This is a genomic window from Arcticibacter sp. (genome assembly GCF_053551015.1).
The window spans coordinates 118,393-132,251 of sequence record NZ_JBMQOB010000018.1; the positions used below are offsets into that span (position 1 = coordinate 118,393).

The following is a 13,859-nucleotide window of genomic DNA, read 5'->3' on the forward strand; positions in this document are numbered from 1 at the left end:
GTATAAAAACTTAGGAATAACATTGGTCCCAATCTTTCCATACGGGCTCATACCCTTGTCGCCTGATAACTTCAGCAATCTCGGCAGCACTGCGGTCGTCTGAGATCTCAAATTGTTCAAGGGAATCGGGTGCCGAGGAGTAGCCTCCTGGATTGGTCCTTGAACCTGCACTGATGCTGGTTATTCCGAGACTGATAATGTTGTCGCGGAAGCTCGGTTCTTCTCGCGTTGAAATCGAAATTTCCAGGTTTTCATTAAATAGCCTCCATGCACAGATGAGTTGGACCAGCTCCCGGTCATTCATGTAGTTCTTCGGTCCTGGCGCATATGAATGCATGTCTCCGCCCACCTGTATTGGTCTTAACCGAGGAAAAGATACTGAGAATTTTGTTTTCCAGTATGTCCTTTCCAAGTACTGGAGATGCAGGGCTGTAAAGAAGCAATCGGTACGCCAGTCCTCAAGGCCAATGAGTGTTCCGAGACCTATCTTGTGAACTTCAGCTTTTCCGAGCCTGTCAGGTGTGTCCAACCGATAATCGAAATTGGACTTTTTGCCCTTAGGATGGTGCACCTTATACCGCTCCCGATTATAGGTTTCCTGATATACGAGCACAGTATTTAATCCTTCTTTTATCAATTCACTATAGTCTGTTTCCTCTAGTGGTTGTACTTCCAGTGAAATACTCGAAAAGAAGGGTTTTAGTATGCTGATGGTCTTTTTAAGGTAGGGAACGCCCACCGTTAGATTGGCTTCACCTGTTACAAGAAGGATGTGATCATATCCCATGCTTTTAATGATATCCGCTTCACGCAGTATTTCACCAGTGCTAAGGGTCTTGCGGCTTATCTTGTTATCGAGGCTGAAAGCGCAATACGTGCAAATATTTTGACATTCGTTGCTGAGGTACATCGGGATATACATTTGCAGGGTTTTGCCGAACCGCTTCTGAGTAAGCCTTTGGCTCTTCTGTGCCATTTGCTCCAAAAAAGGCAAGGCTGCTGGAGAGACCAGCGCTTTAAAATCGTCAATAGTCAACTTCTCTTTAGTCAGAGCGCTCTCTACATCTTTGGACGTTTTATTTAGAATATCAGCCTTTTGGTGCTCCCAATGATACTGATTGAAGATCTCTTTGAACATGGATTAGCTGTTTAAAAAGGATGTAAGGGGACTGCTGGCTTGCGCATGTTGTGCGAGATTCCCGAGTCGTGATTCGTAAGCGATTCTGCCAGCCTCCGTGGCTAATCTGAACGCTGAGGCCATCATCTCGGGATCTTCAGAAACCGCAATAGCTGTGTTGACGAGGACAGCGTCTGCACCAATCTCCATTGCCTTCGCCGCATCAGAGGGAGCGCCCAGGCCTGCATCAATAATCACGGGAACTTGGCTCTGTTCGATAATGATTTCAAGAAAGTCGAGTGTGCGAAGACCCTTATTGGTTCCGATGGGAGCTCCCAACGGCATTACCGCTGATGTACCGGCATTCTCAAGCTGTTTACAAAGGACAGGATCAGCATGTATATAGGGTAGGATGATGAACCCGAGTCTTGCCAGTTCTTCGGTTGCTTTTAGCGTCTCAAATGCGTCTGGCATAAGATACCTGGGATCCGGATGGATTTCAAGTTTCAGCCAGTTTGTTTCTAAAGCTTCGCGAGCTAGCTGTGCTGCGAAGATGGCTTCCTTTGCATTTCGTGCTCCCGATGTATTTGGCAGCAATTGTGTATTGGTATCTTGCAAATGCTCGATCAGCGAATCGGTTTCAGTTTGGAAGTCAATTCGTTTGAGGGCAACGGTGACCATATTGGTGAATGAAGACAATACAGCCTTCCTCATTAGTTCAGGACTGCCAAATTTTCCCGTGCCGAGAAACAGCCTGGAGTTAAATTCCTGGCCCGCTATGGTTAACTTTTTCATTGGGAGTGGATAATAAATGTTTGATAATGGACGATTGTTGACGCGAATCTGTGAGTGCGCTTGATATGGCAACACCCTGAATACCCGTGTTCAGGATCTCACTGATATCTTCTAGTTGTATTCCTCCAATGGCATAAACAGGAGTTTTCCGTTCCATTTCAGTAAGCTGGCCTAAAATGCTTTGGTAACCGGCCAGGCCGAGGATAGGGCTTAACTTTTCTTTTGTTGAGGTATACCTGAAAGGTCCTAATCCAATATAATTGCAGGTCTCTTTTATACGCTGGCGTATATGCTGAATAGTGTTTGCGGTTCCGCCTATTATTTTGTTTCCGAGAACTAATCTCGCCTGAAAGACATCGGTATCCTGTAGTCCTAAATGAACGCCGTCGGCATCAACGTCTTTCGCTATCTGCACATGATCGTTAATAATCAATGTGGCACCGTATCCTGATGTGAGCAACCTGATTTCTTCAGCCAGCAGCGAAACCTCGCGGAGTGCTTCGTTTTTAAATCTCAACTGAATCCATGTGCACCCGTGATCGAGTACCTTTCTGATGTTGAGAACCTGTTCATCCTTTGACTGGCCTTGAGAGATATATTGAAGTTTACTATACATAATGGTAAGCTAAGAGATTTGGAGTGCTCGCTAGCACTCTTTCGATATAGGATTTAGCATGAATGCAGGCGCTTTCTGTGCTTTCGCCCCTTGCGAGAATGCATGCGATAGAAGAGGAGAGCACACATCCTGATCCGTGTTTAGGATGTATTATTTGCTCGGCGGGGGTTAATGTTGTTACTCTGGATTTCACGAACAAATGGTCGGTTCCCGGATTAGTGGGATGATGACCGCCCTTGAGGAGAACATTGGTGTAGATGGATAGTGCCCTTGCCGCGTCTACCGCGTCGTCAACTTTCGCCAGACGGGTTGCTTCTTGTAGATTTGGAGTGATTAAGCTGATCTTAACGAGCTGTGTGAGCAGCTCGTTAAGATCGCCGTGATTGTAGAAGTTAAAGCCTGAAGAGGCCGATAATACAGGGTCCCATACGATCTTGTGGATTCCTGCTGCTCTTAAGGTGTCGAGGAGATGTCCGAGTACCTGACTATTTTCAATAAGTCCGATTTTGACAGCAGCAATCTTGTACTGTTCAAGCAGAGGTTTGGCCTGGGAAAGGATCTCCTCGATTGAAAGCCATCTCACACTTTCAAATCTATCTTCTGTTTGGCAGCTGATAGCGGTAGTCACGCCAAAGCCAAGACACATATGTTGCTCAATCGTCTTTATATCAGCAAGGAGACCTGCTCCGCCGCAAGGATCGAGTCCGGCAAAGCTAAGCACTATTGGTCTTTCGTATTCCATATTCTTCTTATTTGACGGAACTGGTATATGGGCGTGGTCGAGGACCAGATCGATCCCAGCACTGCTGCTCCATCGAATGACTCCTTCAACTGATGGATATTGGAGGCATTTATGCCGCCAATGGCTACGGCTTTGACACGTTGATGTGAACTCCGTTTAGAGAGGTCGATTTGTGCGGTGTAGCCCGGTTTGGAAATACTGTCGAACACTGGTCCGATCAAAGCATAGCTGAATACATTGCTAAGAAGTTCCAGACCTTGGATACTATGAACGGAAGTGGATAGCTCGTAACCTCTGCTACTCATGCTGTGAAGTGTTTCGTGGCTCAAGGTGATACGCTCTTGTTCATTGTAATGTATCCGGTTTATTCCATAGTCAGTGGCGACGTGGTGGTGCTGATGGATGCTGACTTTCTTGAGATGTTGGTTGTGGATTTTTTCTATGAGAGCCCTGGTGTCCTGTTCGCTACCTTGAGGCCTCCTAAGATGGAAAAGATCAAGGCCTTCATCGAAAAGGCGATTGATGAGGATCGCTTCTTCAGCTACTTTGGACGGACTGGATATCAGGATCAGCATTATGAATAAATTGAACTTCCCTTGGTCTTGAACTCTTCTGCTTTCTCAAACATGCCGTTCGCTGCTGATTCACGGATTTCCTGGGTGATCTTCATCGAACAAAATTTTGGACCACACATGGAGCAGAAGTGTGCGATTTTGGCGCCCTCGGCAGGCAGAGTTTCGTCATGAAATTCACGGGCTGTATCCGGATCCAAGGACAGGTTGAACTGATCTTGCCAGCGGAACTCGAATCTGGCTTTACTTAATGCATTGTCACGATACTGTGCTCCTGGATGTCCTTTGGCGAGGTCAGCAGCATGAGCGGCAAGCTTGTAAGTAATTACGCCGTCTTTCACGTCCTTTTTGTTTGGAAGACCCAAGTGCTCTTTCGGAGTGACATAGCAAAGCATAGCCGTCCCGAACCACCCGATCATAGCTGCACCGATGGCGGAGGTTATATGGTCATACCCCGGGGCTATATCAGTTGTCAGAGGTCCAAGGGTGTAGAAAGGCGCCTCATGACACTCTTTCAACTGTTTGTCCATGTTTTCTTTTATCAAATGCATGGGGACATGTCCTGGTCCCTCTATCATCGTTTGTACATCATGTTTCCAGGCGATCTTTGTAAGTTCTCCCAATGTTTCCAACTCGGCAAATTGCGCTTCGTCATTAGCATCGGCAATTGATCCGGGGCGTAGCCCGTCGCCTAATGAAAATGCGACGTCGTACTTTTTCATGATTTCGCATATGTCCTCGAAGTGCGTGTAGAGAAAGTTCTCCTGATGATGTGCCAGACACCACTTAGCCATAATGCTGCCTCCGCGTGAAACGATTCCCGTAAGGCGTTTTGCGGTTAGTGGAATGTACCTCAAGAGTACACCAGCATGTATTGTGAAATAGGAAACACCTTGCTCCGCCTGTTCTATAAGGGTATCCCTGAAGAGTTCCCATGTCAAGTCTTCTGCTTTTCCGTTCACTTTTTCCAATGCCTGATAAATAGGTACGGTTCCAATAGGGACCGGTGAGTTGCGGATGATCCATTCCCTGGTTTCGTGTATGTTTTTTCCTGTTGAAAGATCCATAATGGTATCTGCTCCCCAGCGACAGGCCCATACCGCTTTGTCGACTTCCTCATCTATGCTTGACGTTACCGCACTATTGCCAATGTTTGCATTGATTTTGACGAGAAAGTTGCGCCCGATGATCATAGGTTCACTCTCAGGATGATTGATATTGTTGGGTATGATAGCTCTTCCTGCGGCGATCTCGTCTCTGACAAACTCAGGGGTAATGAAGCCTTTTGGTGTATTAGCACCGAAACTCATACCCCCGTGTTGATGGAGAAGCGGACTATCTGCATCATGTATTTGTTCGTTGACCGCCTCGAAACGCTGGTTTTCTCTGATGGCAACGTACTCCATTTCTGCGGTGATGATACCTTTTTTGGCGTAATGTAGCTGAGTTACGTTTGCTCCGGCTTTAGCGCACAGCGGTGGTTTGATGTGCTCGAAACGCAGAGGATCCAGGTTCTTGTCGGCGTATCTCAACTTTCCGTATGATGAGCTTACTTGTGTAAGCTGTTCTACGTCTTTGCGTTCAAAAATCCAGGACTCTCTCAGGCGAGGAAGGCCTTTGCGGATATCCAGCTCCATGTTTTCATCAGTAAAGGGGCCACTCGAGTCGTATACTATAACTGGTGGATTGACCTCCTTTTCGCCATTAGAAAGGAATGTAGGAGAGAGATTAATCTCTCTCATCGCGACTCGAATGTTATGGAGAGAACCAGGAACGTAAACCTTACGTGAGCCTGGTAGAGACTTTTTTATCATACTTAGCCTCCCTGAGTTGCTTGGATGATGATAATTGAGTCGTTAGGCTGTAACAAGTAACTGTTTTGCACCGCTTTCGCTATGACAGTATCGTTGACAGCAACGGCTATACCTTTCGTATTTCCATCGAGCTTGTCGGAAATAATAGCCTGTAGGGTAGCTGATTCAGCCACCTCGAATGTTTGTTGATTGATAGTGATTTTCATTCCTAAATAGATTAGACTTTAGGAATGACTATAGGAGCGAATACAGGGATTCCTGCACACGTTGTCATTGAACTTTTCCCTTCGGCAGTACTAGCTGCATCAGGTTCAAAGGGTTTTATCTCAGCCTACAGGCACCCCTAAAGTTTTATAAAAGTATATTATATATTTTGAAGATCCAAATGGTCTAAGCGTATTGTTCTCCAAACTTCGATTTTACATCCGCGACAATTTGCTTGACCTCCTGTTCGCTATCCCTTGGAATGATCATCAATGTATCGTTAGACTCAGCGATGATATAATCCTGGAGACCGCTAACGATCAGTTTTTTCCCTTCTGGTATGTTGATCATACAGCGGGATGTCTGGTTGAGGATTGTTCCGCTTGAAGGGATTACAACGTTCTGATTCTCGTCTTTGCCCGATAGCGAATACAATGATGCCCATGTCCCCAGATCAGACCATCCGAATTCAACAGGTAAAACATATACGTTTTGAGCTTTCTCCATAATCCCGTAATCAATGGAGATATTCTCGCAGGCTGGGTAATTTTCTTTAAGAAATGCAGGTTCGCCTTCTGTATTGTAGACATGTCTTCCTTGCAGAAAAAGCTCGTTCATTTCAGGCAGCTGGGCTTCAAATGCCTTCAGTATCGCAGCTGCGCTCCAGATAAAGATGCCGGCGTTCCATAGGTAATCTCCACTTTCGATAAATGCTTGAGCTCGCTCTTTGTCGGGCTTTTCTGTAAACTGAGCCACTTTTTTAAAACCTTCACCGAGCTCTTCGTTATTGAAACGAATGTATCCATATCCGGTATCGGGCCTGGAAGGTTGGATGCCCAGGGTGATCAGACATGAGTTTGCTTCTGCAGTTTGCAATGCTTTCGATACATCCGCGCCGAATTGAGTAGGGTTGAGGATGAGGTGGTCAGATGGTGCTACAACAATTGATGCATTTGGGTTAAGCTCACTTATTTTGTGGCATGCGTATGCAATGCATGGAGCTGTATTGCGCATAACAGGCTCACATAAGATTTGATATTCCTGAATGCCTTTTAATTGTTCGGCAACAAGATCTTTGTACTTCTCGTTTGTTAGGATGTAAATATTCTGCTCCGGAACTATGTTCTTGAATCGTTCGTAAGTAGCCTGTATCAGGCTCATTCCTGTGCCCGCTATATCAATAAATTGTTTGGGTTTAGCTGTACGGCTCACGGGCCAGAATCTGCTTCCGACTCCGCCTGCCATGATGACCGCATAGTGGTTTGAGCTCGAGTTATGTTTCATCGATGTTTATATACGTTAAATGTTGCTTGAAAATTATGTAAAAGTATAATTTTCTAAATAGGGATTCTCAGATGGGAATCGTTTTATGAAAAACAGGGTAATCTTGATCTTCATAAGGAAGTCAGGATTGGGCATGTGAGAGCTGAAGAAAGTTGATTACAAACTTTTCGACACTTGTGACTGAAGTACATGAAATGTATGGAAGCATTTTTCGCATTTATATTTTCGAACGTCTCTCCCCATGCTTAGGAATTTACCGGCGAAAGACCGTTTGATTCTAATTACATCTGCGGACTTGCACTTGGGGCATTTCTTGTCGGGCGAAAAGATCTTGATCATAGCACTGCATGTTTGAGTCTCTGTAAAGGTCGGAAGAGATGTCAATGAAGTCAAGGTTTCACGAACTTTTGATAAAATGGTAAATTCTGATAGTGCTGAAGATCAACTTGGGGCATTATGAGGCACACTAAACAATGTTCGTGAACTTTTGTTGATAATTTCTCAAAAAAATACAGAGAAAGGTGAGTGATTGGTAGAGGTTGTTGTTGTTTGTTGAAATTTATAAAAAAAACGTTATATTTGGTCGACATTTAATCTTTGAATATGCAAACACGATACTTATACCTACTGCGTTTCGTGCTTTTGGTTACAGATATCATCCTGATAAATGTTTCTTTTTTTTTCTCATTTTACGCGATTTTCGGTGTTGACTCCTCTCCTCTAGAAGGATCATATAAAAACTATCTGCTGGTTTGTAATTTGATCTGGTTTTTTACTTCTAATCTCTGCGGGCTTTATCGAAATGAATCTCTTAGTCAAATTGTGAGTATCTACCGGGCAACTTGGCGAGCTGTTGCTCTTCATGCTGTCATCTTTGTGTTCTATTTGACTTTCTCAGACAATTATACTATCTCCCGGCCTTTTATCATCTCTCTCTACGTCGCTATGGGTGTCGGCTTTCTATTGAGTCGGTTTGCTGGAACATTTTTTGAATTTGTGCTTTATAGGCACTTCAAAGTAAGCAAGCCTGTCGCAGTACTAGGAAAGAACCATACGGGGCTTCGTCTTGCCGGATATCTTGAAAAGAGCCAAAACTTCAAGTTTGAAGGTTTTCTTCATGACGATGAGGATACTCTATTTGTTAAGGAGGACGGCTCATTGATGCCTTCTACCTGCAAACATATCGCAGATGCAGCGAGTCGTGGTATCAAAGATGTCTATGTATCTCTGACACCGGATCGGATGGTTGATGCGAAGTATCTTCTTGAAGAAGCCGAAAAGCAATGTGTAAGGCTAAAGTTTGTTCCAGACCTGAGTGGCTCTCTTGCGGCACCATTTACTGTTAGCTACCTCGGGGAGTTTCCTGTAATTAGCATGAGACATGAGCCCCTGGAGAACATGCAAAACAGGTTTAAGAAGAGGGTGTTCGATGTTATGGTTAGTTCCCTGGTTATTATCTTCATCATGAGCTGGCTCGTTCCTATCATCGGAATTATCATAAAGGCTCAGAGCCGGGGCCCGATATTCTTCAGGCAGCTAAGAAGTGGCAGAAACAATGAGCCCTTTTGGTGCTACAAGTTTAGAAGCATGCGGATGAACAACGATAGCGACAATAAACAGGCTCGGAGAGGAGATGATAGGATTACTCCCATAGGTCGATTCCTCAGAAAAACGAGTCTGGATGAATTTCCGCAGTTCTTCAATGTTCTCAAAGGCAACATGAGTGTTATTGGTCCCCGGCCCCATATGCTTAAACATACAGAACAATATAGCGCGATTATAGACCGATATATGGTAAGACAGTTTCTTAAACCAGGGATCAGTGGTTGGGCGCAGGTGAATGGTTACAGAGGAGAGACTGAAGATCCGAAGTTAATGGAAAAACGTGTTGAGCACGATATCTGGTACATGGAGAATTGGAGTTCCATGCTTGACGTAAAGATTATCTTTATGACAGTAATCAATATTTTCAAAGGGGAGGAGAACGCTTTTTAATTACGAATTTCGTATAAATCTCTGTAATTTTTATAACGGACTGAAAAACAATTTATTGTTTTTGCTATTATATGAATATCTTTGAACCCAATAAAAAACAACAACTTATAGACAACAATCTATATTACATCGCTCAAACTGTAAACAAATAAATATGAAATCATCGCTCTTAATGCTTATGACAGGATGCTGCATGCTGGTCAGCACTCTCACGTTTGCTCAACAAGAATGGCTACCGGACGGTACCCTTGGACATCCAGCTTTCAAAAACTCGGTAGGTATCACCGTAGGGACACAGGGAATTGGCGCCGAAGTTGGCGTGCCTCTATCAACTAGATTCAATTTACGTGTAGGAACCAGTCTGCTTCCTTATGAAGGAGACGTAGTGAAGAAATTCAACAGTACTTACGATTACAACACTGATTTCAAGGTTGAATTTATGAACTTCAGTGCTCTCTTAGACTGGCAGCCGTTTCCAAATGCAGGATCGTTCTTCCGCAAGTTTGCTTTAACTGCAGGAGGTGCGTATTTCTACAAGGCAGGTGGTACTGCTAATGTAATGCTTAAGGATGACTACTATGTAGGATTGATTCCATTTACACCCGAAGAAGTTGGTGAGATCAACACGGTTGTAGATTGGAAAGGTTGGGCTCCTTATGCAGGTCTGGGATGGCATAACATAACTATCGCAGATAACTTCAACTTAGGTCTCAACCTGGGAGCTTATTACATTGGATCGCCAGACATCAACATGACTGCCACCAATTGGTTATCATCTAATCCGGAAATTAACGAGCCAATCTTAAGAAGAAATCTTAAAGACTACAAATGGCTTCCAAAATTTGAAATCAAGTTCGCATACAACTACTAATACCTAGAAGGTCATGAAAAAAATATTTTACTTATCACTTATGGCATTTATAGGCACATTCGCTGCCTGTAAGAATCCTACGGACGATATCACTATTAGAATCGAGCCGAATGTTTTTAACTATTCTACCGCTATCAAGGTAGACGATATTACCGGCAACGCTTTGCCATCAGGTTTAAAGGTTGAAGTGTCTGGTCCGGATGCTGATGCAATTTATACTCTATCAGGAACCAAGGATTTTGAAGTTAAAGATGGTTATATCTACACAGCTGTAGATCCTCATAGAGATCCAAAGACAAACAGCCCTATCGAATTTAATGTTAAGGTGAGCGGAGACGCGATCATGGACGTAAATATTCCGTTTGAAGTAGTCGAAGGACAAGGTTACCAAATGAAGCCGATCAAGATTTTAAATCTGAATAATCCTCCGGTTGGCGCGTCTGTCGCAAAGCCCGTAGTAACACTTGCTACATTGGCTCAACAGGATCAGGCGATTTCGACAAATCCTAATGCTTCTCTTGTGACAAGATTGGAACTTGAACAAGGAACTCAGTTCTTGAATGCTGCCGGTCAGGTTTTAACAGGTACAAATTTATCTACGATATTGGTTAACCTTGATCCTAGAACAGCAGCAGGTATTGCTCTTTTCCCTGGTGGAAGTTTGGCAAGTTCATCTATCGTAAATGCTGCTGGACAAACTATCGAAGGTGCATTCAACCCTGCAGCAGTTACTAATATCGAATTCTTTGTGAATGATCAGGGAGTTAAGACCTTTAATAAACCTGTTCGTGTTTATCAAAACATAGATCCTTCTTATATCAATCCAAATACAAACGCTGTTATTAAGGCTGGCGATTTCCTGGAAATATATAGTTATGAGGTTGAGACAGGCTTTTTCACCTTTGAAACAACTGCTCAGGTTGTAAACTATCAGGGTAGGTTATCTGCAGTATATGACATCGACCACTTGACAACTTACATTGCTGGTTATCTCGAAGGTGCATGTCCTCAGGCAAGTGTCAACTTAGTAGCTGACTGGATGACAGAAGGTGTATCTTATCCTTTGAACGTGAAGTTTGTTAACGCAGCTCAACAAACTATTTCTGAACAGGTGGTATCGGTAGCTACAAAGAACACAAGCATCTCTGTTCCTGCTATTCCTTCTGGATCTACCTTGATCGTAACTCACTCAGCTACTGGCCAGGTATTATTTAGTGGCGCTGTTAACATTACATGCGGTAGTTCTGTAAACGTAACATTAGCTAGTGTTCCACAGCAACCGGTTGTTACTATGCAGCTATATGTAGTGTGCCCTGGCAAAACCGTGAGGGTAGAAGCATTGCCATCCTTCCAGTTATACTACAGACTCGCAGGATCTAATGCATCTTTCATGCCATTAGGTGAGGTTGTAAATGGATATATCTCTACTACAAGTCTTGATGTAACCAAGAGATATGACTTCAGAGGTGTTTGGAACGACAGAATAAAGACTGTGGGTAACAAGGCTATTGAAGCAAACAATTCTACAACAGTAGGACCAGAAGGAGGTTTCTTAGGAAATATTGCTCCTGCAAATAATCTTCAAATGCTTACCGAGGCTTGTGCTGAGATAGGTCAATAGAAAGAAGTAAAATATAAATAAAAGCCATCCTGCGAAAAGCAGGGTGGCTTTTTTGTTTTATTGGGCGCCCTCGCCAATAATGATCTTCGTCACTTTTTTTGTTTTCCACTTTTATATGAGTTTTACTTACAACATTTAGGAAAAATAAAAATTATGAAAAGATCTCTTTTACTCCCAATTTTGCTTTTTTCGTTATTTTCATGTGAAAGTTCATCAGAGGACTCAGCTCAGGATGAAGCGTCCAACACTCATCTTGTTGAATTTAAAATTGGAAACATTTATGAAGATCTGCCCGAACTGAAAGCAGCATCCTCGTTTTCTTCGGCAGACTCGACATTAAATCAATTTGGTTTCTTATACTATCTTGTGTTTGATGCTACAGGTAAATTTCTTCATCAGATCAAACAGACTAAAGGTGATGCTTCTTTCGGCCTAGTATCCGACCAGCTCAAAATCGGGGAATATACCGCGGTGCTGGTGAGTTGCACTAACGAAATCCTAATAAGTCCAAACTTGACCTTGTTAAATAGTACAAAGCTTAGATCAACATCGAATACAGGGGATATTTTCTATAAGAAGGTTTCTTTCAATGTTACCGCTGATGGTTTTTCGCAACCCGTATTGCTAGAGCGAATTATTGGATGCGTAGAGATGAGAATTACAGATAGGATTGCTGATAATGTGGCAAAGATCGAATTCGCGATCGAGAACGAGATGCAGTTCTTTAATGTGAATACAAATCAGGTGGAAACAACTACCATTGAATTTCGTTCAACCAGCGCTGAGCTAACATCATCCAATCGAAATACGTTTAAGCTCAACTTGCTCATCTTGAATGATCAGGTTCCGCTCATTGCAACTGTAAAGCTTTTCGATTCGTCGAATGGTGTCATTAAGGCAAAGAAGATCACGGGTATTCAGAATGTCCGGCGAAAAAAGACGATACTTTTAGGGAAAATGTCAGATTTTTTAAGTGGGGGATTTTCGGTTGGGTATGATGACGCTTGGTCGCCTGACTCTACGATAATTAATTTCTGAAATTCAGAATGCGCTTTGAGAATTGCGCGCCCTATGGTGATTATCAGAGACTCTGATACAAGTAAGAGGCTGTATCACAAACAAGTGATCAGCCTCTTTATTTTCTTATTTATATTTCCTCTGTTCCTGAAACAGCTGCACGTATCTTAGCTTCAAGCTCATCTGCGAGTTCTACATTGTCAAATAAAACCTGCTTCACAGCATCTCGTCCTTGTCCAAGTTTAGTATCATTATAGCTAAACCAGGAGCCGGATTTTTTTATCACTTCGTACTCAACTCCCAGGTCGATGATCTCACCCACTTTTGAGATACCCTGCCCGAACATGATGTCAAACTCGGCTATTCTGAAAGGAGGAGCTACCTTGTTCTTTACGATTTTTACTTTTGTGCGATTACCCGAAACTTCATCGGAATCTTTGATTTGTGACGTCCGGCGTACATCAAGGCGAATAGAAGAATAGAATTTCAATGCATTTCCCCCGGTCGTTGTTTCCGGATTTCCAAACATCACGCCAATCTTCTCACGTAACTGGTTGATGAAGATACAGCAGCAGCCTGTTTTAGATATCGTACCGGTAAGCTTTCTAAGTGCCTGGGACATCAGACGAGCCTGAAGCCCCATCTTGGACTCTCCCATTTCACCTTCAATTTCACCTTTCGGTACTAACGCAGCCACCGAGTCGATTACAATAATATCAATTGCACCGGAACGGATCAGATTATCAGCGATTTCCAGAGCTTGTTCTCCGTTATCGGGCTGGGATATTAACAGGTTTTCTACGTCTACGCCCAGTTTCTGCGCGTAAAATTTATCAAAGGCGTGCTCCGCATCTATAAATGCAGCAATTCCACCTTTTTTCTGACACTCAGCTATCGCATGAATAGCCAATGTGGTTTTACCGGATGATTCAGGGCCGTAAATCTCAATGATACGGCCTTTTGGCAATCCGCCAATACCTAGCGCTACATCAAGTCCGATCGACCCTGTGGATATTGCTTCCACAGCTTCAACTGCCTTGTCCCCTAACTTCATGATAGTCCCCTTTCCGTACGACTTTTCAAGTTTATCCAGGGTTAGTTGAAGTGCCTTTAATTTATCTGAGTTGCTCATGTATTTAGTATAATTAGTGTCAAAGATAGTTATAAATTCCTAATGCTAATTTTTTTATCAAAATAAAAATTATTTTTTT

The 13,859-nt window shown here is 43.3% G+C and carries 13 protein-coding genes and 1 riboswitch; of the genes, 4 read left to right on the top strand and 9 right to left on the bottom strand.

Going from position 1 to position 13,859, the window contains the following annotated elements; translation table 11 throughout:
• Positions 1–10: 10 nt before the first annotated feature.
• The 8 genes from thiH to ACO1NU_RS12350 all read right to left on the bottom strand — a co-directional run bounded on the left by thiH (position 11) and on the right by ACO1NU_RS12350 (position 7,144).
• A complete protein-coding gene (gene thiH / locus ACO1NU_RS12315; protein WP_448818788.1) occupies positions 11–1,138 on the bottom strand; it encodes a 2-iminoacetate synthase ThiH in 1,128 nt (375 codons plus the stop codon).
• Between the two features lie 3 nt (positions 1,139–1,141).
• Positions 1,142–1,912 carry a thiazole synthase gene (locus tag ACO1NU_RS12320; protein ID WP_448818789.1) on the bottom strand — a complete coding sequence of 257 codons (771 nt, stop codon included), beginning with the start codon at positions 1,910–1,912 and terminating at the stop codon, positions 1,142–1,144.
• Positions 1,878–2,528 (bottom strand): thiamine phosphate synthase, encoded by a 651-nt coding sequence (gene thiE, locus ACO1NU_RS12325; RefSeq protein WP_448818790.1) that lies wholly within the window; start codon positions 2,526–2,528, stop codon positions 1,878–1,880. Before thiE ends, ACO1NU_RS12320 begins: the two co-directional genes overlap by 35 nt.
• Positions 2,521–3,270 carry a hydroxymethylpyrimidine/phosphomethylpyrimidine kinase gene (locus ACO1NU_RS12330; RefSeq protein ID WP_448818791.1) on the bottom strand — a complete coding sequence of 250 codons (750 nt, stop codon included), beginning with the start codon at positions 3,268–3,270 and terminating at the stop codon, positions 2,521–2,523. The genes thiE and ACO1NU_RS12330 overlap by 8 nt, the downstream gene beginning before the upstream one ends.
• Entirely contained in the window at positions 3,249–3,845 is a 597-nt protein-coding gene (locus ACO1NU_RS12335; protein ID WP_448818792.1) for a thiamine phosphate synthase, read from the bottom strand. Before ACO1NU_RS12335 ends, ACO1NU_RS12330 begins: the two co-directional genes overlap by 22 nt.
• Entirely contained in the window at positions 3,845–5,656 is a 1,812-nt protein-coding gene (thiC, locus tag ACO1NU_RS12340) for a phosphomethylpyrimidine synthase ThiC (RefSeq protein ID WP_448818793.1), read from the bottom strand. Before thiC ends, ACO1NU_RS12335 begins: the two co-directional genes overlap by 1 nt.
• A gap of 2 nt (positions 5,657–5,658) precedes the next feature.
• Positions 5,659–5,862: a sulfur carrier protein ThiS gene (gene thiS, locus ACO1NU_RS12345; RefSeq protein ID WP_448818794.1), complete on the bottom strand. Its 204-nt coding sequence runs from the start codon at positions 5,860–5,862 to the stop codon at positions 5,659–5,661.
• 59 nt (positions 5,863–5,921) lie between these two features.
• Positions 5,922–6,011: riboswitch (TPP riboswitch) on the bottom strand.
• Between the two features lie 35 nt (positions 6,012–6,046).
• Entirely contained in the window at positions 6,047–7,144 is a 1,098-nt protein-coding gene (locus tag ACO1NU_RS12350) for a mannose-1-phosphate guanylyltransferase (protein ID WP_448818795.1), read from the bottom strand.
• 603 nt (positions 7,145–7,747) lie between these two features.
• Between ACO1NU_RS12350 and ACO1NU_RS12355 the strand changes: the two genes are divergently transcribed.
• From ACO1NU_RS12355 to ACO1NU_RS12370, 4 genes are all read left to right on the top strand, one after another.
• On the top strand, positions 7,748–9,139 hold the full coding sequence (locus ACO1NU_RS12355; RefSeq protein ID WP_448818796.1) for an undecaprenyl-phosphate glucose phosphotransferase: 1,392 nt from the start codon (positions 7,748–7,750) through the stop codon (positions 9,137–9,139).
• Positions 9,140–9,293: 154 nt separating this feature from the next.
• Positions 9,294–10,010 (top strand): hypothetical protein, encoded by a 717-nt coding sequence (locus tag ACO1NU_RS12360; protein ID WP_448818797.1) that lies wholly within the window; start codon positions 9,294–9,296, stop codon positions 10,008–10,010.
• Positions 10,011–10,023: 13 nt separating this feature from the next.
• Entirely contained in the window at positions 10,024–11,631 is a 1,608-nt protein-coding gene (locus ACO1NU_RS12365; RefSeq protein ID WP_448818798.1) for a hypothetical protein, read from the top strand.
• Between the two features lie 153 nt (positions 11,632–11,784).
• A complete protein-coding gene (locus tag ACO1NU_RS12370) occupies positions 11,785–12,669 on the top strand; it encodes a FimB/Mfa2 family fimbrial subunit (protein ID WP_448818799.1) in 885 nt (294 codons plus the stop codon).
• Positions 12,670–12,778: 109 nt separating this feature from the next.
• Here ACO1NU_RS12370 and recA read toward each other — a convergent pair whose 3' ends face one another.
• Entirely contained in the window at positions 12,779–13,780 is a 1,002-nt protein-coding gene (recA, locus tag ACO1NU_RS12375; protein ID WP_448818800.1) for a recombinase RecA, read from the bottom strand.
• Positions 13,781–13,859: the final 79 nt, after the last annotated feature.

What these genes read in the sequence shown, in the direction of transcription:
- ACO1NU_RS12330 (WP_448818791.1), bottom strand. Translation starts at nt 3,270, where the DNA reads ATGGAATACGAAAGACCAATAGTGCTTAGCTTTGCCGGACTCGATCCT.
- ACO1NU_RS12350 (WP_448818795.1), bottom strand. Translation starts at nt 7,144, where the DNA reads ATGAAACATAACTCGAGCTCAAACCACTATGCGGTCATCATGGCAGGC.
- recA (WP_448818800.1), bottom strand. Translation starts at nt 13,780, where the DNA reads ATGAGCAACTCAGATAAATTAAAGGCACTTCAACTAACCCTGGATAAA.
- thiC (WP_448818793.1), bottom strand. Translation starts at nt 5,656, where the DNA reads ATGATAAAAAAGTCTCTACCAGGCTCACGTAAGGTTTACGTTCCTGGT.
- thiS (WP_448818794.1), bottom strand. Translation starts at nt 5,862, where the DNA reads ATGAAAATCACTATCAATCAACAAACATTCGAGGTGGCTGAATCAGCT.
- thiE (WP_448818790.1), bottom strand. Translation starts at nt 2,528, where the DNA reads ATGTATAGTAAACTTCAATATATCTCTCAAGGCCAGTCAAAGGATGAA.
- ACO1NU_RS12320 (WP_448818789.1), bottom strand. Translation starts at nt 1,912, where the DNA reads ATGAAAAAGTTAACCATAGCGGGCCAGGAATTTAACTCCAGGCTGTTT.
- thiH (WP_448818788.1), bottom strand. Translation starts at nt 1,138, where the DNA reads ATGTTCAAAGAGATCTTCAATCAGTATCATTGGGAGCACCAAAAGGCT.
- ACO1NU_RS12370 (WP_448818799.1), top strand. Translation starts at nt 11,785, where the DNA reads ATGAAAAGATCTCTTTTACTCCCAATTTTGCTTTTTTCGTTATTTTCA.
- ACO1NU_RS12360 (WP_448818797.1), top strand. Translation starts at nt 9,294, where the DNA reads ATGAAATCATCGCTCTTAATGCTTATGACAGGATGCTGCATGCTGGTC.
- ACO1NU_RS12355 (WP_448818796.1), top strand. Translation starts at nt 7,748, where the DNA reads ATGCAAACACGATACTTATACCTACTGCGTTTCGTGCTTTTGGTTACA.
- ACO1NU_RS12335 (WP_448818792.1), bottom strand. Translation starts at nt 3,845, where the DNA reads ATGCTGATCCTGATATCCAGTCCGTCCAAAGTAGCTGAAGAAGCGATC.
- ACO1NU_RS12365 (WP_448818798.1), top strand. Translation starts at nt 10,024, where the DNA reads ATGAAAAAAATATTTTACTTATCACTTATGGCATTTATAGGCACATTC.